This window comes from Streptomyces sp. NBC_00328, from assembly GCF_036139655.1.
Taxonomy (GTDB): Bacteria; Actinomycetota; Actinomycetes; order Streptomycetales; family Streptomycetaceae; genus Streptomyces.
The window spans coordinates 3,119,392-3,139,917 of sequence record NZ_CP108013.1 but is presented as its reverse complement, the minus strand read 5'-3'; the positions used below and the strand labels follow the sequence as shown (position 1 = coordinate 3,139,917).

General features: G+C 72.4%; 19 protein-coding genes and 1 riboswitch. Of the genes, 9 read left to right on the top strand and 10 right to left on the bottom strand.

Annotation, left to right across the window (positions count from 1 at the left end; translation table 11 throughout):
* Nucleotides 1-3 precede the first annotated feature (3 nt).
* On the bottom strand, nucleotides 4-204 hold the full coding sequence (thiS, locus tag OG485_RS13760) for a sulfur carrier protein ThiS (RefSeq protein WP_328668614.1): 201 nt from the start codon (nucleotides 202-204) through the stop codon (nucleotides 4-6).
* Nucleotides 201-1,367, bottom strand: a complete 1,167-nt coding sequence (gene thiO / locus OG485_RS13755) for a glycine oxidase ThiO (protein WP_328668613.1) — start codon at nucleotides 1,365-1,367, stop codon at nucleotides 201-203. Before thiO ends, thiS begins: the two co-directional genes overlap by 4 nt.
* A riboswitch (TPP riboswitch) is annotated at nucleotides 1,365-1,477 on the bottom strand. It overlaps the preceding gene by 3 nt.
* A 50-nt stretch (nucleotides 1,478-1,527) precedes the next feature.
* Here thiO and OG485_RS13750 point away from each other — a divergent pair.
* The 6 genes from OG485_RS13750 (at nucleotide 1,528) to OG485_RS13725 (ending at nucleotide 6,492) form a co-directional block, all read left to right on the top strand.
* A complete protein-coding gene (locus OG485_RS13750) occupies nucleotides 1,528-1,905 on the top strand; it encodes a hypothetical protein (protein ID WP_328668612.1) in 378 nt (125 codons plus the stop codon).
* Between the two features lie 32 nt (nucleotides 1,906-1,937).
* Entirely contained in the window at nucleotides 1,938-3,176 is a 1,239-nt protein-coding gene (locus tag OG485_RS13745; protein ID WP_328668611.1) for an NAD(P)/FAD-dependent oxidoreductase, read from the top strand.
* Nucleotides 3,177-3,239: 63 nt separating this feature from the next.
* The gene (locus tag OG485_RS13740; protein WP_261706908.1) at nucleotides 3,240-3,611 is read left to right on the top strand and encodes an Rv2175c family DNA-binding protein; all 372 of its coding nucleotides are present in this window, start codon (nucleotides 3,240-3,242) and stop codon (nucleotides 3,609-3,611) included.
* A 91-nt stretch (nucleotides 3,612-3,702) separates the two neighbouring features.
* Nucleotides 3,703-4,362, top strand: coding sequence for a thiamine phosphate synthase (gene thiE / locus OG485_RS13735; protein ID WP_328668610.1), 660 nt, complete (start codon nucleotides 3,703-3,705; stop codon nucleotides 4,360-4,362).
* Between the two features lie 127 nt (nucleotides 4,363-4,489).
* On the top strand, nucleotides 4,490-5,413 hold the full coding sequence (gene metF, locus OG485_RS13730; RefSeq protein WP_328668609.1) for a methylenetetrahydrofolate reductase [NAD(P)H]: 924 nt from the start codon (nucleotides 4,490-4,492) through the stop codon (nucleotides 5,411-5,413).
* Between the two features lie 56 nt (nucleotides 5,414-5,469).
* Nucleotides 5,470-6,492 carry an SCO2102 family sporulation regulator gene (locus OG485_RS13725; RefSeq protein ID WP_328668608.1) on the top strand — a complete coding sequence of 341 codons (1,023 nt, stop codon included), beginning with the start codon at nucleotides 5,470-5,472 and terminating at the stop codon, nucleotides 6,490-6,492.
* A gap of 48 nt (nucleotides 6,493-6,540) precedes the next feature.
* Here OG485_RS13725 and OG485_RS13720 read toward each other — a convergent pair whose 3' ends face one another.
* The 5 genes from OG485_RS13720 to OG485_RS13700 all read right to left on the bottom strand — a co-directional run bounded on the left by OG485_RS13720 (nucleotide 6,541) and on the right by OG485_RS13700 (nucleotide 12,856).
* Entirely contained in the window at nucleotides 6,541-8,091 is a 1,551-nt protein-coding gene (locus OG485_RS13720) for a phytoene desaturase family protein (RefSeq protein ID WP_328668607.1), read from the bottom strand.
* A gap of 35 nt (nucleotides 8,092-8,126) precedes the next feature.
* Nucleotides 8,127-8,765, bottom strand: a complete 639-nt coding sequence (locus OG485_RS13715) for a DUF4126 domain-containing protein (protein WP_328668606.1) — start codon at nucleotides 8,763-8,765, stop codon at nucleotides 8,127-8,129.
* A gap of 398 nt (nucleotides 8,766-9,163) precedes the next feature.
* A complete protein-coding gene (locus OG485_RS13710) occupies nucleotides 9,164-9,793 on the bottom strand; it encodes a TetR/AcrR family transcriptional regulator (protein WP_328668605.1) in 630 nt (209 codons plus the stop codon).
* 35 nt (nucleotides 9,794-9,828) lie between these two features.
* On the bottom strand, nucleotides 9,829-11,913 hold the full coding sequence (locus OG485_RS13705; RefSeq protein WP_328668604.1) for a YhgE/Pip domain-containing protein: 2,085 nt from the start codon (nucleotides 11,911-11,913) through the stop codon (nucleotides 9,829-9,831).
* Nucleotides 11,900-12,856: an ATP-binding cassette domain-containing protein gene (locus tag OG485_RS13700; protein WP_328668603.1), complete on the bottom strand. Its 957-nt coding sequence runs from the start codon at nucleotides 12,854-12,856 to the stop codon at nucleotides 11,900-11,902. The genes OG485_RS13705 and OG485_RS13700 overlap by 14 nt, the downstream gene beginning before the upstream one ends.
* A gap of 175 nt (nucleotides 12,857-13,031) precedes the next feature.
* On the opposite strand from OG485_RS13700, the gene OG485_RS13695 reads away from it, so the two are divergent.
* The 3 genes from OG485_RS13695 (at nucleotide 13,032) to OG485_RS13685 (ending at nucleotide 15,240) form a co-directional block, all read left to right on the top strand.
* Entirely contained in the window at nucleotides 13,032-13,610 is a 579-nt protein-coding gene (locus tag OG485_RS13695) for an SAV_6107 family HEPN domain-containing protein (RefSeq protein WP_328668602.1), read from the top strand.
* 187 nt (nucleotides 13,611-13,797) lie between these two features.
* Nucleotides 13,798-14,568, top strand: coding sequence for a class I SAM-dependent methyltransferase (locus OG485_RS13690; RefSeq protein ID WP_326788290.1), 771 nt, complete (start codon nucleotides 13,798-13,800; stop codon nucleotides 14,566-14,568).
* A gap of 273 nt (nucleotides 14,569-14,841) precedes the next feature.
* Nucleotides 14,842-15,240 (top strand): DUF3040 domain-containing protein, encoded by a 399-nt coding sequence (locus OG485_RS13685; RefSeq protein WP_326788291.1) that lies wholly within the window; start codon nucleotides 14,842-14,844, stop codon nucleotides 15,238-15,240.
* Nucleotides 15,241-15,532: 292 nt separating this feature from the next.
* On the opposite strand, the gene OG485_RS13680 is transcribed toward OG485_RS13685, so the two are convergent.
* Genes OG485_RS13680 through OG485_RS13670 form a run of 3 tightly spaced genes read right to left on the bottom strand, consistent with a single transcriptional unit; the run spans nucleotide 15,533 to nucleotide 20,312 of the window.
* Nucleotides 15,533-17,917, bottom strand: coding sequence for a transglutaminase family protein (locus OG485_RS13680; protein ID WP_328668601.1), 2,385 nt, complete (start codon nucleotides 17,915-17,917; stop codon nucleotides 15,533-15,535).
* Nucleotides 17,914-19,278, bottom strand: a complete 1,365-nt coding sequence (locus OG485_RS13675; protein WP_328668600.1) for a DUF58 domain-containing protein — start codon at nucleotides 19,276-19,278, stop codon at nucleotides 17,914-17,916. The genes OG485_RS13680 and OG485_RS13675 overlap by 4 nt, the downstream gene beginning before the upstream one ends.
* A complete protein-coding gene (locus OG485_RS13670) occupies nucleotides 19,278-20,312 on the bottom strand; it encodes an AAA family ATPase (protein WP_328668599.1) in 1,035 nt (344 codons plus the stop codon). Before OG485_RS13670 ends, OG485_RS13675 begins: the two co-directional genes overlap by 1 nt.
* Between the last annotated feature and the right edge of the window lie 214 nt (nucleotides 20,313-20,526).

Here is a 20,526-nt window from a genome sequence, read left to right as displayed (position 1 = left end):
GGGTCAGCCTCCTTGGACGGCGGTGAGGACCTCGACGCGGTCGCCCTCGGCGAGCGGGGTGGAGGGCCACTGCGCGCGCGGGACGACGGTTTCGTTCAGGGCGGCGGCCACCCCGGACGACGACGGGGTGAGGGTCGCGACGAGCGCGTCGAGAGCGGTTCCCGCGGCGATCAGCCGCCGCTCCCCGTTGACGACGATGTTCATACGTGCAGCTCCGTGCGGGCCGTGGCGCCGAAGCGCAGGGGGGTGAAGGGGCGGGCTTCGGCGGGGAGTTCGCCGGTGGTCAGGACGTGGGCCAGCACGTCTCCGGTCACGGGCGTCAGGAGCACACCGTTGCGGTGGTGCCCGGTGGCCAGCAGCAGCCCGTCCAGCGCGCTCGGGCCGAGCAGCGGCGCGTTGTCGGGCGAGCAGGGGCGCAGCCCCGCGCGGGTCTCGGTGAGCGGCAGTTCGGTGATCCCGGGGACCAGCTCGTGGGCGTCGCGCAGCAGCTCGTACACGCCGCCCGCCGTCACGGTGGTGTCCCAGCCCAGCTCCTCGCTGGTCGCGCCCACCACGAGCTCGCCGTTCTCGCGCGGCACCAGATAGACGTGGCTGCCGCGCACCACGGCCCGCACGGTGCGATGGAGGAAGGGCGCGTACCGCGCCGGCACGGTCAGCCGCAGTACCTGCCCCTTGACGGGGCGCACCGGCGGCACGACGTCGTCGGGGACGCCCGCCAGGCGGCCGCTGAGGCTGCCCCCGGCGAGCACCACCTGACCCGCGCCGAGCCCGGTGCCGTCCGCGGTGACGACCCCGGTGGCCCGTTCCCGTACGACGGTCAGACGCTCCGCCCAGGTCCGGTGCATGACCACCCCGGCCCGCTCGCAGGCCGTGACCAGGGCCGCCGTGAGGCGCCTCGGGTCGATCTGGTGGTCGCCGTCGACCCGCAGACCCCCGCGCACGCCGGGCGCGAGCATCGGCTCCAGGCGGCGGCACTCACGGCCGCTCAGCCACTCGGACTCCAGCCCCGACCGGACCTGCAGCGCGTGCAGTTCCCGCAGATGGGCGCGGTCGTCGGCGTCCAGAGCGACGGCCAGCGTGCCGCTCCGGCGGTAGCCGAGGTCCTGGCCGGTGGCCTCGGTGAGCTCGGCGGCGAAGTCCGGATAGCGGCGCGCCGAGGCGAGGTTGAGGCCCAGCAGGGTCTCCTCGCCGAAGTGCAGCTCGGTGACGGCGGCCAGCATCCCGGCCGCGACCTGCGCGGCCCCGCCGCCCGGCTCGGGGTCCACGAGCGCGGTCGTGAACCCGCGCTGCGCGGCCCGCCAGGCCGTCACCAGACCGATGATTCCGCCCCCGACGACGAGGACGTCCGACGAACGTGCAGACGGCATGGGCGTCCAGCCCCTCCCTTCGCCGGCATGACCCGGATCAGGTTCGTACGGTCGGAGGCCGCCCAGCCTCCCTCTCAGCCCGGTGCGTCCGGGCTCCCGCGAGTGCTTTACGTTGGCCACCCTAGCCCGCCCCCTCTGTCTCAGTAAGGGAGCCTCCACCATGGCGCGACCGCTCGACGGCCTCGTGCTCGCCCCCGTCGCCGACCAGGCCCCGGGCCAGGTGGGCACCGGCACCCGGTTCACGTACCACGAGCGGGACGGCGTGGTCTGGGCCGACTACGCGGGCGGCGACATCGTCCGCGGACACCTCGTCGGCACCCGCGAGGGCGACCGCCTCGACTTCCGGTACGTACAGCTCAGGCGCGACGGGACCACCGCGTCCGGCCACTGCGTGTCGGCCGTCGTGGAACTGCCCGACGGGCGCCTGCGGCTGGAGGAGAGCTGGACGTGGGAGTCGCAGCCGGGCGCCGGGACGAGCGTGGTGGAGGAGCCGCGCGCGACCGGCCGTGTGGAACAGGTCACCGAGCACGTCCGCTGACTGACGAATCGTCACGTGTCTAAGGTGATCAGGTGAGCGATCAGACGCAGGCACAGTCACCGTCGCAGGGGCCCGCGGCCCGGCGGGTCGTCGTGGCGGGCGCGGGCATGGCCGGGGTGCAGACCGCGGTCGCCCTGCGCGAACAGGGCTTCACGGGCACCGTCACGCTGATCGGCGCGGAGCCGCATCAGCCGTACGACCGGCCCCCGCTGTCCAAGGCCGTCCTGCTCGGCAAGGCCGAGGGCTCCGCCTTCGACATCGACTTCGAGGCCCTGGACATCGACCTCAGACTGGGCAGCGAGGCGCTCGGTGTGCGCCCCGGCGACCACGAACTGGACACGGACGCGGGGCCCGTCCCGTACGACGTCCTGGTCGTCGCCACCGGCGCCGAACCGATCCGGCTCCCCGGCGCCGAAGGCGTGCCCGGCGTGCATCTGCTGCGCACCCTGGACGACGCCGACCGGCTGCGTCCCGTTCTCACCCGGCAGCACGACATCGTGGTGGTCGGAGCGGGCTGGATCGGCGCCGAGTTCGCCACGGCGGCGCGCGAGGCGGGCTGCGCGGTCACGGTCGTCGAGGCCGCCGACCGGCCGCTGGCCGAGGCGCTGCCCGCCGAGGTGGCCGCCCCGATGGCCGCCTGGTACGCGGACAGCGGGGCCTCGCTGCGCACCAGCGCGCGCGTGGAGCGCGTCGAGCCCGGGGCGGTCGTCCTGGACGACGGCTCCCGGGTGCCCGCGGACGCCGTCGTGGTCGGGATCGGCGCGCGGCCCGCCACGGCCTGGATCGCCGGCTCGGGCATCGAACTCGGCGCCCACCGCGAGATCGTCGCCGACGACCACCTGCGCACCTCCCTGCAGGACGTCTACGCGGTCGGCGACTGCGCCTCCTTCCCGTCCGGACGCTACGAGGAACGCCTCCTCGTCCACCACTGGGACAACGCCCTCCAGGGCCCGCGCACGGTCGCCCTGAACATCGTCGGACAGACGCCGGCCGCCTACGACCCCGTGCCGTACTTCTGGTCCGAGCAGTTCGGCCGCTTCGTCCAGTACGCCGGCCACCACACGCCCGCCGACACCCTGGTCTGGCGCGGCGACCCCTCGGGAGCCTCCTGGTCGGTGTGCTGGCTGCGCGAGACACGGCTCGTCGCCCTCCTGGCGGTGGGCCGCCCGAGGGATCTCGCCCAGGGCCGCAGGCTGATCGAGGCGGGCGCCACCATGGATCCGGAGCTGCTCGCGGACGCGTCGAGGCCGCTGAAGGGCGCCACGGTCTGATCCGGCACCCAGGTCGGGCGCCCTCGGCTTCCGACTGCCGGTCCGGGATGGCAGGCTTGTCCCGTGACCGAGATTGACGCAAAGATCGATGCTCTCGTCCCCGCCTGGCTCACCCTCCCCGACATCGCCGAACAGTTCGGCGTCGAGGTGACGCGCGTCCGGCAGCTGGTCAAGGACGGCCAGCTGATCGCCGTACGCCGTGGTGAGAACCGCGCGCTGCACGTCCCCGCCGATTTCATCGACGCGGACGAACAGAAGGTCGTCAAGGGCCTGGCCGGCACCCTGACGCTCCTGAGGGACGACGGCTTCTCCGACGAAGAGGCCCTCGAGTGGCTCTTCACCCCCGACCCGAGCCTGCCCGGCACCCCCGCACAGGCTCTGAGCGAGAATCGCGGCACGGAGGTGAAGCGCCGCGCCCAGGCGCTCGCCGTCTGACCTGAACGCGACCGTCCGGCACGGGGAGCGCGGCGGCGGGACCATCCCGGCCGCCGTGCTCCCCGCGCACCGACCAACGGGGGATCCACGCATGCCCGAGAACGCCGCCACGACCCCGCGGGGCCTGCTCGCCGACGCCCGCGTCTATCTGTGCACCGACGCCCGCAGACGTCAGGGCGACCTCGCCGAGTTCCTCGACGCGGTCCTGGCGGGCGGTGTCGACATCGTGCAGCTGCGCGACAAGGGCATGGAGGCGGGGGAGGAACTGGAGCACCTCCAGGTCTTCGCGGACGCCTGCGCCCGGCACGGCAAGCTCCTCGCGGTCAACGACCGGGCGGACGTGGCCCATGCCGCCCGCGCCGGCGTCCTGCACCTGGGCCAGGGGGACCTCCCGGTTCCCGCGGCCCGCGCGATCCTCGGCGACGAGGTGCTCATCGGCCGTTCCACGCACTCCGCCTCCGAGGCCGGCGCCGCCGCCGTCCAGGAAGGCGTGGACTACTTCTGCACCGGCCCCTGCTGGCCCACCCCCACCAAGCCCGGCCGGCACGCTCCCGGCCTCGATCTGGTCCGCAGCACGGCGGCCCTCGGCACCGGCCGTCCCTGGTTCGCGATCGGCGGCATCGACCTCGGCCGGCTGGACGAGGTGCTCGAAGCGGGCGCCCGCCGCGTCGTCGTCGTACGGGCGATCACCGAGGCGGACGACCCGGGCGCGGCGGCGGCGGAATTCGCGAAGCGGCTGCGCACGGCGTAGGCCGCCGGCCGCCCGCGTGGAGAGTCCCGGCGGGGCCGCTGTCCGAGGGGTGGACAAGAAATCGACAGATCGGACAAATGGCAGCGGTTCGGTTGGGTGACCGACGCCCTCTGGCTAACCTGCGGGTATGGCCCTCGGATCTGCTTCCACCAGGACTGATCGCGCACGCACCGTGCGCGACATGCTCGCGACCGGCAAACAGACCTTTTCCTTCGAGTTCTCGGCGCCGAAGACTCCCAAGGGCGAGCGGAACCTGTGGAACGCCCTGCGGCGGGTCGAGGCCGTGGCTCCCGACTTCGTCTCCGTGACCTACGGGGCCGGCGGCTCCACGCGGGCCGGCACGGTCAAGGAGACCGAGCAGATTGTCCTCGACACGACCCTCACCCCGGTCGCGCACCTCACCGCGGTCGATCACTCCGTCGCGGAACTGCGCAACATCATCGGGCAGTACGCGGACGCGGGCATCCGCAACATGCTCGCCGTGCGCGGCGACCCGCCCGGCGACCCCATGGGCGAGTGGGTGCCCCACCCCAAGGGTCTGGCCTACGCGGCCGAACTGGTGCGCCTCATCAAGGAATCCGGCGACTTCTGCGTCGGGGTCGCGGCCTTCCCCGAGATGCACCCCCGGTCCACGGAGTGGGACCTGGACGTCTCCCACTTCGTCGACAAGTGCCGTGCCGGCGCCGACTACGCGATCACGCAGATGTTCTTCCAGCCGGAGTCCTACCTCCGTCTGCGTGACCGCGTGGACGCGGCGGGTTGCGCGACGCCGGTCATCCCTGAAGTCATGCCCGTGACAAGTGTGAAGATGTTGGAACGGCTGCCCAAACTCTCGAATGCTTCGTTCCCGGACGCCCTGAAAGAGCGGATCCTCACAGTCAAAGACGATCCGGCGGCTGTACGCTCCATTGGGATCGAGTTCGCGACGGAGTTCTGTGCGAGGCTGCTGACCGAGGGAGTCCCCGGACTGCACTTCATCACGCTCAACAACTCCACGGCGACGCTGGAAATCTACGAGAACCTGGGCCTGCATCACCCACAGCAGGCCTAGACCGGTCGCACCCACGTACGACACACTGCGTAGCGGCCACTGGGAGAGGGGCGTACATGGGCTTGACGGTCCTCTATCTGGCATTCGGCATTGTCGCGCTGTGGCTGCTCGGCGAGGTGCTGCTGCAGTACAAGGCGCGGCTGCGCTTCCGGCTGCTCGCCTTCGTCGGCTTCCTCGGTGTGGTCCTCGGTGTGCTCATGCACTCGGTCGTGGTCATCGGCCTGGGCGCGGCCGCCTTCACGGTCGGCCAGACCTATGTGACGCTGTCGTTCCGCCAGGGCTTCGCGCAGGGCTGGGCCATCAAGGGCCCCGCCGTGGAGGACAAGCCCGGCAAGCTCGGCAAGCTCAGCAAGCGCCGCCGCGGCGAGCCCGACGAGGCGGAGCCGTCGGAGGAGAACTCCGACCTCGAAGAGGTCGAGGTGGCCGCCTACCGGCGCGAGGACCAGTACGCCGACGAGGACGACGTCTTCACGCCCGCCCCGTCCGACCGGTTCGCGCCCCCGGAGCCGGCCGAGCCCGCGGCCGCCGAGCCGACCTCGGTCTACGAGCCGCAGCCGCTGCCCGAGGACACCGGTTCCTACGGTGTCTACGACTCCGGCGCGTACGCCGCCGCCACCGACCAGTCCTACGCCGGCGCGTCCCAGGCCCAGGACCAGCAGGCCTACTCGACGGGCCAGAACCAGCAGGCGTACGCCACGGGCCAGAACCAGCAGGCCTACGCGTACGACGGCTACACGGGCTACGACCAGCAACAGCAACAGCAACAGCAGCAGTACGGCTACGGCCAGCAGCAGTACGCCACCTACACGGACCCGTACACCGGCCAGCAGACATACACGGGCGCCACGTACGACCAGACCGCCTACAACGGCGGCGACCAGCAGTACGCACAGCAGCAGAACTACGGTCAGGACCAGTACGCCACCGGCACGTACGGCGGCGAGACCCCGGCCGAGGGTGTCTGGGTGCCGCAGCAGCGCACCGACGAGTACGGCGGCGAAGTCCCGCCCGAGCAGCAACAGCAGTACCCGTACCAGGGCAACGGCAGCGCCGGGTACGACGAGCAGTACCGCTACTGACCGGCAGGCCGCGTCGACGGCCTCCCGCACCACTGCCCGCCGGCACGTTCACTGAGAGCCCTGGAACTCCGGCCCCTCCACGATCAGTCCGGCCACCAGAGCGCCCGACATGCCGGCGTGCGGCAGACCGCCGCCGGGGTGTGCCCAGCCCCCGGCCGCGAACAGCCCCGGTATCCGCGTGGTGTTCGACGGGTGCAGCAGCCGGCCGTCCGCCGCGGCGAGCGCCGGGGCGGGAACCGCGCCGCCCTCCACGCCGGTCGCCGCAGCGATGTCGGCCGGGGTGCGGACCTCGTGCCACAGGAGCCGGTCCCGCAGACCGGGCAGGGCCCGCTCGGCGGCGTCGAGAACCCGCTCCACGTCCTGCCCGGACACCTGAGCGCCGGACGGGACCGTGACGGTCAGCGTGACGGCCTCGTGCGCCGCGTCCGGGACGAGCGCCGGGTCGTCAGGACGTGCCACCACGACGGTCGGCGCCGCGGGCACGCCTGGACGCTCCCCGAAGAGCCGGTCCAGCTCACCCTCGCGGTCGGCCGAGTGGACCACCGTCCGGTGCGCCGTTCCGGCGGGCCGTCCGCCACGCAGCGCGAGCAGCAGCGTCAGTCTGCTGGAGGTGCCGGCCCGCGCCGGCACCTCGTTACCGCTGCGGAGCGCCGCCCCGGCGACGAGGCCGTCCAGGGCGCCGGGCGCCACGCCGGCTACCACGAAGTCGGCCTGCTCGAGCGTGTCTTCCCCGGATCCGGAGGAGTCCGGGCCGCTCCCGTCACCGGAAGCGGCGGAGCCGTCCCGGGAGAGCTCCACCCCGACGGCCCGGCCGTCCTTCTCGACGATCCGTCCGACGGGGGTTCCGAAACGGAACTCGACCCTGCGCTCCAGGCACCGCTCGTACACGGCGCGCGCCAGCTCCCGGATGCCGCCGCGCACGTACCAGCTGCCGAAGGCGTGGTCCATGTACGGCAGCACGGCGGCGCTCGCCGGGGTGGCGCGCGGGTCCAGCCCGTACACCAGGGCGTGGCTCTCCAGGAGGGCCGTCAGGCGCGGGTCGCGCAGCTCCCAGGCGGCGACCTCGGCGAGGGTCCCGGCCCGGCGGGTGCGCAGCAGCTTCTTGTGCGGCACCGAGGGATAGGGCTCGCGTTCGGCCAGCACCGTCCAGTTGGGCCACAGCGGCTCCTCCAGGAGCGGCCGGCGCGAGCGGTCCCACGCCTCCCGGGCCCGCACCAGGAACTCGCCCCACCGCGCGCCCGCACCGTCGCCGAGCGCTTCGTCCAGCGCGGTGAGCACACCCGCGCGCGAGGCGTTCGGCAGGGACACCCGGGTGCCGTCGGCGAAGACATGGCCGGCCGACGGGTCGACCTGCACCAGCTCGACGCACTCCTCCAGCGGCCGTTTCCCGGTCTTGACGAACAGGTCGCGATAGACCGCGGGCACTGGCAGCAGCCCCGGGCCCGTGTCGAACACGAACCCGTCCCGCTCGAAGCGGCGCACCGCACCGCCGTACGTCTCCGTCCGCTCGTACACCACCACCCGGTGGCCCGCGACGGCCAGCCGGGCGGCGGCCGCCATCGCGCCCATCCCGGCGCCGATCACCGCAATCCGTCCCATGGCGGCGACTTTATCCGCCGCCACCGACAGTCCCGTCAGTCGCGGTCCGCGTACGGCGCCCCGCCGGGCGTCCGCGCCGCCGCCGCGGCCGTCCGCCGTTCCTCCCGGCGCCGCGCCCGGCGGCGCAGGAACCGTCTGACGCGCGAGAGAAGGAAGCAGAGCGCCGCGAGCCCGGTGAAGAGCAGGGCACCGGCCACGACCGCCGCGGCCCAGGGATGGAAGACCGCGAGCGTGACGACGCCCGCGACCCCGAGATCCTCGACGGTGCTCACGGCGATGTTGCTGAAGGGCTCCGGCGAGGTGTTGACCGCCATCCGTGTCCCGGCCTTGACCGTGTGGCTCGCCAGCGCCGTCGAACCGCCGAGCAGGGCCGCCGTCAGATCCGAGACCGAGCCGCTCTGCCCGGCGAGCAGCGCCCCGACCCAGGCGCCCGCCGCCGGCCGGATCACGGTGTGCACGGAGTCCCACACCGAGTCGACGTACGGGATCTTGTCGGCGACCGCCTCGCAGAGGAAGAGAACGCCGACTGTGACCAGGATCTCAGGGCGTTGCAGGGCCTCCGGGACGTCGTCGCTCAGCCCGGTGGCGCCGAAGACGCCGAGGAGCAGCACGACCGCGTACGCGTTGACGCCGCTGGCCCAGCCGCTGGTGAAGACCAGGGGGAGTACGGACACGGAGGGGATCGTAACCAGGGGGCGACGGGGGCGTCCTGGGGTTGAGCACGTATGTCTGAGTATCCGTACCTACTGGGTGAGATGAGTAGGCGCACGGATGGGTCCGACCTGCGCGAACGAGAGAGTGGAGACACGGAAAGGGGCGCGGCTCCGGCACCGCCGACACGGGGCGGCGGAACGGACCTCGCGCCCTTGTCCGCTCCTTCCGCCGGCCCGCTCGGCGGGAGCGAGACACGGGGGAACCCGGGGGACGACCGAAACGGGGGCCCAACGGGGGGCACGGGGGAGCACGACGGAAGCGCCGGTACGGACGGCCCGCGGGGGAAGCGGCCGACCGGACCGGCGCTTTCGTGCGCACGGCGTGAGGCGGTGCGGCCGGCGGGGAGCCGCACCCGGTGTCAGCGGCGGCCGCTCACCCGCCCCTGGAGCAGCCGGGACAGGGCCGCGTGGACGTCGTCCAGGGAGCGCTCCGGCTGGAAGGCCTGCCAGTCCAGGGCGGCCACCAGGACCATTCCGACCAGCGCCGCCGCGGTCAGCGGAATGTCGATCTCGTCGCTGAGTTCCCCGCCCGCCACCGCGTCGCGCAGAACGCCCTCGACGACCGCCACCGCCTGCTGCCGCACCACCATCAGGGTGGACTGCCAGGCCCGGTTGGTACGCCAGAGCTCCGCCACGTAGAGCTGGGTGAACGCCGGATAGCGGTTGATGAATTCGAGCCCGGCCCGGATCATCGCGTCCAGTGCGTCGACCTTGCTGCCGCCGTCCCGGTCGGTCTTCTCCGCCGCCTCCCGCAGCGAGGCGGTGAGGAGCCCGACGCCATGGCGCAGCAGCTCTTCGAAGAGGACCGATTTGCTCGCGAAGTTGTAGTAGACCGTGCCCTTCGCGACCCCGGCCCGCTCGGCGATCTCGTCCACCGTGGTGGCGGAGAAGCCCTGTTCGGCGATCAGGGTGACGGCCGCCTCGTAGAGCTTCTGCCGGGTCGCCTCGCGGCGGCTGCCGCCGCCCGCCGTGGTGCTGCTGCTTTCCATGGCTCCGATTGTCACAGGAGCACCCGCGCGCGTGGTCACAGGCTCAGCTCCGGGTGCAGCCGGTCGAGGGTCCACACCTGCCTGCGCCGGGCCGTCAGGGCGGTGAGCGCGAGTGCGCCCACCGTGAAGGCCGTCAGGACGGCGCACGCGGTCCGTACCGGCTCCAGGCCGCCGCCGGTGATGAGCCTGCGGAGTGCCTCGACGATGTAACTCATCGGCAGGAAGGGGTGGATCGCGTTGAAGAAGCCCGGACTGGTCTGGACGGGGTACGTGCCGCCCGCCGAGGTCAGCTGGAGCATCAGGAAGGCCAGGACGAGGATCCGGCCCGCGGCTCCGAAGCGGGCGTTCAGCCACTGCACGATCGCCGCGAAGCAGGCCGTCACCAGGAACAGGAAGCCGACCGTTCCCGCCGCACGGACCATCTGGAGCCCGATCGCCCAGTGCAGCACCGCCATCAGGGCGGCCGTCTGAAGGATGCCGACGACGACGACCGGCAGCCAGCCCGCCAGCGCGATGCGCCACGCCGAGGCGCCCGCCGCGAGCGCGCGCCGGTTCAGCGGCTGGATCAGCATGTACGCCACCATCGCGCCGACCCACAGGGACAGCGGGATGAAGTAGGGGGCGAAACCGGTGCCGTAGTTGGGCGCCTTGTGCAGGTCCCTGGAGGCCATGCGCACCGGGTCGGCCATGACCTCGGTCCGCAGGTCGCGGTCGGGCTTGTCGTAGTCGGGGATCCGCTCGGCGCCGTCGTGCAGGCCGCCCGCCAGCTTCCCGGAGCCGCCGACGAGCTTGTACAGGCCGCCGTCGAGGTCACCCGCACCGGTCTTCAGCCGGCCGACGCCCTTGTCGAGGGTCGCCGCACCGGTCCTGGCGGTGCCGAGACCGGAGTGCAGCCGCTTCGCGCCCCTGGCGACCGCCGCGGCGCCCTCGTTCAGCTTGTCGATCTTGGAGACGGCGTCGTCGAGGTCCTCGGCGAGATGCGGCGAGCGACCGGCGAGGGCGCGCGCCTGCTTCTCCAGCGTCGCCAGGTTCTTGTCCAGTTCGACGAGGTCGCCGTCCTGGTCGCCGATCAGGGCGTTCACGTCGTCGGCGACCTTGACGACGTCCGAGGCGGCCTCCGCCGCCTTCGTCAGCTCGGGACACGCCGGGTCGGGGACCGGCAGGGTCTCGCACCGCGAGCGGTGGACGGCGTTCAGCGCGTCGGAAGCGGTGCGCGCGCCCTTGGCCGCGGCCGGAGCGGTCTTCACCAGGGTGTCGAGGTTGTGGCGGATCCCCGCGGCGGAGTCGGCGACCAGCCGCGCGGTGTCGCCGATCGACTTCTCGTTGTCCTCCAGGAAGGGGCCCACCTTGTCCGCGACCCCGTCGACCTTGTCGGCCAGCGCCCTGGTGCCGTCCGCGACCTGCCGCGAACCGTCCTCCAGGTCGCCCGCGCCCGTGGTGAGCTTCCTGAGGCCCCCGGAGAGCTTTCCGCTGCCCTGCTTGGCCTCCTTCAGACCGTCGGCGAGATCCTTGGAGCCCTTCTTGGCCCTGCCGATGCCGTTGCTGAGCCGGTCGGCGCCGTCGGCCGCCTGCACGGTCTTCCCGTGGATGTCCGAGAACGAGATGAAGATCTTGTCGAGGAACGAACGCGAGGCCTTCGTGGAGGCGGCCGTCCGTACCTCGCTGAACACCGTGCGGGAGATCTGTCCGACGATGTAGTTGTTCGCGTCGTTGGTCCGCACCTGGAGCGCGCTCGTCTCGGGGGAGGTCCCGGAGCTGGACGCGATCCTTCTGCTGAAGTCGCCCGGCATGGTCAGTGACAGGTAGTACGTGCCGTCCTCCACGCCCCGGCGGGCCTCGGCCGGGCTCACCTCGTGCCACTCGAAGGTGTCGCTGTCGCGCAGCCCCTTGGTGATGGTGTCCCCGACGGCGACCCTGCGGCCGTCGGCCGTCGCTCCCTCGTCGGCGTTCACCAGTGCCACGGGGATGCGGTCGAGACGGCCGTACGGGTCCCAGAACGACCACAGGTAGAGGGCGCCGTAGAGCAGGGGCAGCAGCAGGAGCGCGACCAGAGCGGCGCGCGGAAGCTTGCCCCGGCCGAAGCGGCGGAGTTCGAGAAGGGCCAGTTCAGGCGAGCGCATCGGCCGTCTTCCTGTCGCGGTTCCCGCTGTCGCTGTCGCTGTCGCTGTCGCTGTCGCTGTCGGCGGCGGGGGTGGTGGCGGTGTCTGCGTCTGCGTCTGCGTCTTTGTCTGCGACCGGTTTGTCTGCGTCCGCGTCGGTGGTCATGTCGGCGGTGCCGACGCCGTCCTCGGACGGTTTGGCGGGCGCGGCGGGCGCGGCGGGCGGGACGGTGCCGGGGGTCTCCTCGTCGGCGGTCCCCGCCGTGGCGGCCGGTGCGGTGGAGACGACGACGGCGCCCTCGGGAGCCTCGCTGCACACCGCCACGACCGTCGTTCCGGACTCGGTGAGAGATGTCAACAGGGCCCAGACCCCGGACCGTTCGGCGTCCGAGAGCTTGAGGTCGGTGTCGTCGACGCCGAGCAGCCTCGGGCGGCCGATCAGGGCCAGCGCGAGGGACAGCCGCAGCGTCTCGACCCGTTCCAGATCGCGTACCGCGGTCCTCGGTCCCTTGGGCAGGGTGTCCGGGTCGAGCCCGGCGGCGGCCAGCGCGGCGTCGATCCGCGACGCGGCCTCTCCCGCCCGCTCGCCGCGAGGCCGCAGCAGAGCGCGCAGCGAACCCCCGAACCGCCGCTGTAGCAGGGCCCGTTCCCGCAGGTGCTCCCCGACGGTCAGCGCGGGGTCGAGGTCCGTTACACCGGGCACGTGCGCGAGCGCGCTGGTCCGGCGCACCGCGGCCAGTTGCTTCGGCAGCCTCGCCGGACCCACGGCCGCCGTCCCCTCGGTGGCCTTCATCCGGCCCGTGAGGGCGAGCAGCAGGCAGGTGCGGCCGGATCCCGACGGCCCCTCGATCGCGATGAGCGATCCGGGTTCCGCGTCGAGACGGACCCCGCGGAAAGCCCACCCGCGGGGTCCCTCGAGTCCGAAGTCCTCGGCCGTGACACGCAGTCCGTGCGGACCGTCCACAGCTCCCCCATCCTCTGGAACACATCGAACTACTTTTGAACTGACTGGTCAGTGCAAAAACTAACCCGAACTTGCGATCGAAGCAAAAGCGCAGGTCAGAACGGATTGTCAGTGGCATACCGCACGATGGGCACATACGGCCACAGTGCCGTCACACGACGACAGGAGGTTCGTCATGGCCAACACTTCCGCAGCCGCCGCCCGTCGGCGCCGCGTCACCGGCCCTGCCCCCTCACTGACCACCGGACCGGCGGGCGACGTCCACCCCGTGCTCCGCCGGACCACGGCCCCGCCCGCCGCCCTCGACCTGCTCTCCCAGGCCCGCGCCGGACTTGACGAGGCGACGGCACTGGAGACGTCCAACGAGCGTTACGCGACGGCCCACTTGGCCGCGCTGCGCACCGCCGCCGCCGTCCTCGCCGCGCGTGCCCGCCCGGAGCCCTCGTCGCGGCGCAGGGCCCGGATCCGCAGCGCCTGGGAAGTCCTCCCGGAGATCGCTCCCGAACTGACCGAGTGGAGCGCGCTGTTCGCCTCCGGGGCCACCCGGCGTGCCCGCGCGGAGGCCGGCATCCAGGGGGCGGCCACGACCCGTGACGCCGACGACCTGATACGCGATGTCGCCATGTTCCTGCGCCTGGTCGAGCGGATGCTGGCGTTGCAGCCCGTGCTGCCCCAGCCGCGCCAGGACGGAGACCGTGACCAGAGCCGGGACGGGGTGGACGGCGCGGACAGGGAGGTTCCGGACGCGGGTTGACGGGAGGGAACCCCGGACGGGCGGGCGATCCGGTGTGAGCGCCTCGCGTGATCCGGCGCGCGTGAGACGGAGGGCCGGTCACGGTGGCGGAGGCAATAGGGTGGAGGCGCCTGCTGCCTCCCCGCCGGGAGGCCCGAAGATCGCTCCGCCGTTCAACAGGCGGTGCCGCGCCGAGGAGTCAACTGCCGTGTCGGACCCGATGCGCCCCCGCGCTTCTCTCCGTACCGCCGTGGTCTGGGAGGTCCTGAAGGACGCCCTGGACCGTCAGGTCAAGGCCGCAGGGCGGGAGTCGCTCGACGTGCTCGACACGGGCGGCGGCAGTGGCAACTTCGCCGTGCCCGTGGCCCGCCTCGGCCACCGGGTCACCGTCGTCGACCCCAGCCCGAACGCGCTGTTCGCGCTGGAGCGGCGTGCCGCCGAGGCCGGCGTCGCCGACCGCGTGCAGGGTGTCCAGGGAGATGCCCACGGCCTCTTCGACGTGGTCGAGCGAGGCCGCTACGACGCCGTGCTGTGCCACGGCGTCCTCGAATACGTGGACGACCCGGCCGAGGGCGTCCGCAACGTCGTGGACGCGCTGCGCCCCGAGGGCGTGCTCAGCCTCCTCGCCGCGGGCCTGGGCGGTGCCGTGCTGGCCCGCGCCCTCGCCGGGCACTTCAAGGAGGCCCGGCACGCGCTCGACGACCCGGACGGACGCTGGGGCGAGAGTGATCCCGTTCCGCACCGGTTCACCGCCGACCAGCTCACCTCCCTGGTCGCGGGCGCCGGCCTGCACGTCGCCGCCGTGCACGGCGTACGGGTCTTCGCGGACCTGGTGCCGGGGGTCCTGGTGGACACCGAGCCGGGTGCGCTGGAGGCCCTGCTGAAGCTGGAGGCGGCGGCGGCCGAGCTCACCGCGTTCCACTCCGTGGCCACGCAGCTCCATGTGCTCGGTGAGGCCCGAGGGGCCACGGAGGACTGAGCGGCCCCCGTGGTGCGGCGCTGATCAGGGGCTTGGCGGCAGATGGAGTACACCACAGACCACCCGATCGAGTGCTCGGCGCCGTATGATCGGGGGAGACCGTCCGGCATGACGGACCGTTCGCTGGGGAATGCACGCCTCAGCGCATCGGGGCGCCATGAAGGGTTCCGGTCGGTGAATTGGCGTAGAGGGCGGGTTTCACGGGGCCGATTCCCTGCCTATCCTGAAGGGGACCCCCGGTCGCCCCGGCGACTGCACGATGAGGAGGACTCCGTGCCGCTCTCGGAGCACGAGCAGCGAATGCTCGAGCAGATGGAGCGAGCGCTGTACGCCGAAGATCCCAAGTTCGCGACAGCGCTTGAGGGAAGCGGGCTGCGTACGTACACCCGGCGACGGGTCTACCAGGCGGTCGTCGGCTTCCTGGTTGGTATTGCGCTCCTCATGGCTGGAATGGTCGCGGTTCAGATCTGGCTGAGCGTGGTGGGCTTCCTCGTCATGCTGGGCTGTGCGGTGCTCGCCGTCACCGGTTGGCGCAAAGCTCCCAAGCCGGGTGAGCAGCCGACCGTGCCGGGCTCGCCCGCAGCTCGCCGGCAGAGCAGGCAACGCCGCTCCATGATGGACCGTATCGAACAGCGCTGGCAGCGTCGTCGCGACGAGCAGGGCGGCAACTGAGCCTCCGGCTTCGCCGCCGCAGACATACGCGTGAAGGGGCGTCCACCCACATCCGGGTGGACGCCCCTTCACGCGCATGTGCGGCCGAAGCCCCGGGAGCGCCGGCCCTTGAAGCACCAAGCCCGACGCACCGACCCCGACGCGTCGGCCCCGACGCACCGACCCCGACGCGTCGGCCCCGACGCACCGACCCCGACGCGTCGGCCCCGTGGTGCCGGTCGGTCCAGTGGAGCCGGTCCCCGCCAGGCCGGGGAATGCTCAAGCCTGGCGGAGGGACCTGGGCCGGTCCGCGTCAGCCGTTCTGGCGCGACGGGCGGTGGAACAGGGCCTGCCGACGGGCGGACAGCCGGGTTCTCAGACCTGTCCAGGCGGCCGAGGCCATCCAGATCACCCGGACGGCCGAACGGGGGAGGAGGAGAGCACGCAGGCGCGCGGGACCGCTCGCGGACGTCCTGAAGGATTCCCCGACCCGGCGCGCGTCGTTCGCGAGGCCCGCCACCGGCCGGGGGTGCGGAGCGTAGAGAACCAGCTCCACGGACACGGCCAGCCGGTACACCGCCGCCGCGGCCTCCGGATCCAGTTCCCCGAGCCCGGCGATCCGCTCGGCCGCCTTCCTCGGTGTCTGCGACTCCGTCGGTCCGATCCCGTAGTCCCACGCCGTATCGGTCACCTCCGACCAGGCCGCCAGCGTGTACGCCGCCACGTCCGCCTCGGTGCGGCCGTGGCCGCCGAGCCGGACCGCCCGTACCCGCATCCGCCACAGCATGGGCAGCAGCAGCACTCCCAGGACCAGGAGCCCGGCCAGCGTGGGTAGGAGGATGGTCGTCCAGGGCCCGTCGTCGTCCCCGGGGCCGACCGCCGTCCCCGCGGACTGTTCCTGGCAGGCCGACAGCTTCCGCAGCTCGGGCGAGCAGCTCTCGTTCGCCGACGGTTCGGCCGAGGGCGCCGCGGACGTCGAGAACGTCGGCTTCGGGGCCGCGGACTCGGCCGCGCCCGGGGTGTTCGTCTGGGTGTACAACGGCACCGAACCCCGGCTCGGGGTCGGCTCGAAACGGGTCCAGCCCACGCCCTCGAAGTACAGCTCGGGCCAGGCATGCGCGTCCCGCAGCCCCACCGCCATCGAACCGTCCGCCTGCGGGGTCCCCGACGTGAAGCCGACCGCCACGCGGGCCGGAATCCCGAGAGTGCGCGCCATCGAGGCCATCGCGAAGGAGAAGTGGACGCAGAAGCCCTCCTTCTCCTTCAGGAAGTTCGCGATCGCGGCGGAGCCGCTGCCGGCCTCCACCTCGGTGTTGTACCGGAAGTCGCCGCTGACGGCGAAGTAGTCCTGGAGCTTGACCGCCTGCTCGTAGTGATTGGCCGAGCCCGCGGTGACCTTGCGGGCCGTTTTCGCCACCACCGCGGGCAGCGACCTCGGAACCTGGGTGTACTCGCGCCTCATCGCGGGCGAGGCCTCCGGGGCGCCCGCCAGCTGCTGCGCCGTCGGCTCCACCATCAGGCTCGTGACCTCGTACCGCGCGCCACGGGTGGTCTGTCCGCGGTTGCCGACGAGGGTGCGCCCCACGGGTTCGTAACGCCAGCGGCCCTTGATGTCCACCTTGCTGGCCGGATACGGCATCGGCAGCCAGTCCTGCGCGTACCAGTCGGCCGCGGCGATCCGGGTCCGGATCGCCGCCCGCTTGACCTGGCCGTCCAGACCGGCCGGCGCCGGGAACGTCTCCGGCACGTCCACGATGTGGCGCTGCGCCGGCTTCCACGCCGTGCCGTCGAAGTCGTCCAGCGAGACGATCCGCAGATACAGGTTCTGTGTGTCCGTGGTGTCCGTGCGGTACGTCAGGACGGTGCGGTCCTCGTCCACGTTCAGGCTGTCGCGGAGCGAGACCAGCGGGTTCACCGCGGCGATCGTGCCGTTCCCGGGGCCGTTGCCGATGCCCCGGCCCGCGCCGCCCAGCAGACCGCCGTGGAGCCCGGGCAGCATGAAGGGCACGAACAGGGCGACGACCACGGCGACCGCCCCGATCCGCCGCCCGAAGCGGACGGGCGCGACGACACCGCTCGCGGACTCCTGGCCGGGTGCCCGGGCCGCTCCGCCGAAGACGCGGCCCCACTGCGAGAGCCGGTCCCGGCTCTCGGTCAGCAGCAGCATCAGATAGCCGACTGCCGCGAGCAGGAAGCACAGCCAGCCCGCGCCGCCGTTGAGGCCCGCGGCGACCGAGTACAGGGCCAGCAGCGGAAGGCCGGCGGGCGCGGCGCTGCGGTAGGTCACCGCGAGGGTGTCCACCACGAGCCCGATCACCAGTACGCCGCCGATCACCATCAGCCGGATCCCGTCCGACAGCGGAGCCGGGATCGAGTACCTGCCGATGTCGTCGGCGCCCGCCTGGAGCAGTGCCGAGAAGTGCTGGAAGGCCTCGGGCCCGGGGACGATCCCGGCGAGGGCCTGTTGCCGGGCGAAGACCAGCGTCAGCAGCATCAGCGTCGCCAGCGCCTGCGCCGCCACGGTCAGCGGCCGGGCCAGCGGGACCCGCCGGGTCAGCGCCCCGACACCGGTCTGCACGGCCAGCAGGAACGCCGCCTGGAAGATCCACGTCTCCGGGCTCACCAGCGGCAGCAGCGCGCTCGACGTCATCAGCGTGGCCGCCGCCGCCCACAGCGCCAATCGGGCCCGCCCGCTCATACGCCACCATCCCCCGCGGTAGTACCCGTCGACGCCGCATGCGTGCGCTGACGGTCCGCCTCGCGCCACAGCCCGGCGAGCGACGCCCCCCGCGGCACCCTCACGGCGGTCCAGCCCGCCTCGCGCAGCATGCGCAGCGGGTCCGTGCCCTCGTCCGACGGGCCGGGCGCCTCGGCCGGCTCCCGCACCCAGGACTCACTGTCCAGCAGAAACGCGATGGCCCCGCCGCTGCGCTGGCGCATCTTGCCGAGCACGTCCGCCTGCTCCTCGTCGAGATCGCCGAGAAAGGCGATCAGCAGTCCTTCGTTGCCGCCGCGCAGCACTTCGTACGCCCGGGACAGGCCCGTGCCGTCCGAGTGGTCGACGACGGCGAGCGTGTCCATCATCATCCCCGCCGCGTCCGCCGACTCCTGGCCCGAGCCCGCGAACCCGTCGGCGCTCTCGCCGGGCACCGAACTGCCGGTGTCCGTCAGAAGGCGTACCGAGAAGCTCCGTTCGAGCATGTGCAGCAGCGTGGACGCCGTTCCCGAGACCGCCCATTCGAAGGCCGAGTCGGGTCCCACGCCCTGGAAGGCGATGCCCCGGGTGTCCAGCAGCACGGTGCAGCGGGAGCGCTGGGGCTGTTCCTCGCGGCGGACCATCAGCTCGCCGTAGCGGGCGGTCAGCCGCCAGTGCACACGGCGCAGGTCGTCGCCGTAGCGGTACCCGCGCGGAATGATGTCGTCCTCGCCGGCCAGGGCGAGCGAGCTCTGCCGCCCGTCGCCGTACCCCTTCGCGTCGCCGGTCAGCCGCACCGGTGGCAGCGTCTCCACGCGCGGTATGACGGTCAGGGTGTCGTACGCCGAGAAGTCGCGGGTCAGCTCGCACATGCCGAACGCGTCGGTCAGCCGCAGTTGCAGCGGGCCCAGCGGATAGCGGCCGCGCAGGTCCGAGCGGACCCGGTAGGACACCTCGCGGCGGCCGCCCGCCTCCACCCGGTCCAGTACGAAGCGGGGGCGCGGACCGAGGACGTACGGAACCTTGTCCTGGAGCATCAGCAGGCCGGTGGGCAGCCGCGAGATGTTGTCCATGCACAGATGCACGCGGGCTTCGGAGCCCGCGGGCACACGCCCGGGGGAGAGCCTGCGGCTGCCCGCGACCCGGTAGCGGGTGCGGTACAGAACGGCCGCACAGAGCAGCGGCACGATCGCGAGGAGCAGGCCGACCCGGCGCAGATCGTTCTGCCCCAGCACGTACGCGCAGATCATGGCGGCCACACCGGCGGCCAGGAACGAGCGGCCGCGTGTCGTGAGCCCGGCGAGCGCGGTGCGCAGCCCGCCCTTGTCCCCCTCGGCGGTGTGCCCCGTGCCCGCCTGCGTCATCACAGCCTCCGGGGCGGCTGCTGACCGAACGTGGGCGCGCCCCGGCCCATCGAGAGGCCGGACTGCTGGGGAGCGGCGGGCACCGGGGTGCGCTGGAGGATCTCCTGCACGACCTGCTCGGACGTGCGGCGGTTCAACTGCGCCTGGGCCGTGGGCAGCAGGCGGTGGGCCAGGACCGCGACGGCGAGCGCCTGCACGTCGTCCGGCAGCGCGAAATCCCGGCCGCCGAGAGCGGCGGACGCCTTCGCCGCGCGCAGCAGATGCAGTGTGGCACGCGGTGAGGCGCCGAGTCTGAGGTCGGGGTGGGTGCGCGTGGCCGCCACGAGGTCCACCGCGTAGCGGCGCACCGGGTCGGCGACATGGACGGTGCGGACCGCGTCGATCAGTTTCACGATGTCGTGCGCGTGGGCGACCGGCTGGAGGTCGTCCAGCGGGCTCACGCCGCCGTGGGTGTCCAGCATCTGCAGTTCGGCTTCCGCGCTGGGGTAGCCGATGGAGACACGGGCCATGAAGCGGTCGCGCTGGGCCTCGGGCAGAGGGTAGGTGCCCTCCATCTCGACCGGGTTCTGGGTGGCCACCACCATGAACGGGCTGGGCAGTTCGTAGGTCTGCCCGTCGATGGTGACCTGGCGCTCCTCCATCGACTCCAGGAGCGCGGACTGCGTCTTCGGCGAGGCGCGGTTGATCTCGTCGCCGATCACGATCTGGGCGAAGATCGCGCCCGGCTTGAACTCGAAGTCCCGGCGCTGCTGGTCCCAGATCGACACACCCGTGATGTCCGAGGGCAGCAGGTCGGGCGTGAACTGGATGCGCCGCACCGAGCAGTCGATGGAACGTGCCAGCGCCTTGGCGAGCATGGTCTTGCCGACGCCAGGGACATCCTCGATCAGAAGATGGCCCTCGGCGAGCAGCACGGTCAGCGAAAGCCGTACGACCTCTGGCTTGCCCTCGATCACTCCTTCCACCGAACTGCGGACACGCTCCGCAGTGGCGGTCAGATCTGTGAGGCTCGCTCGATCGTCATAGGTCGTCACCCGGCCCTCCTAGGCCCGTTCGGGCCGACGCCCTGTGCGGACCGGCCCACCCCGAAACACGGGCACCACGCGCGAAAGGTTCCGCGTGACGCCACACCCGCATTCTTGTTGCCGTTACCGGTTCGTGTCATCCGCCTGTGGACAAGTGGCCGCGATATGTCAGTTCTTACGGCTCTTTGGGCACCGGACAGCCGGGGTTTTGGTGCAGAGAGAG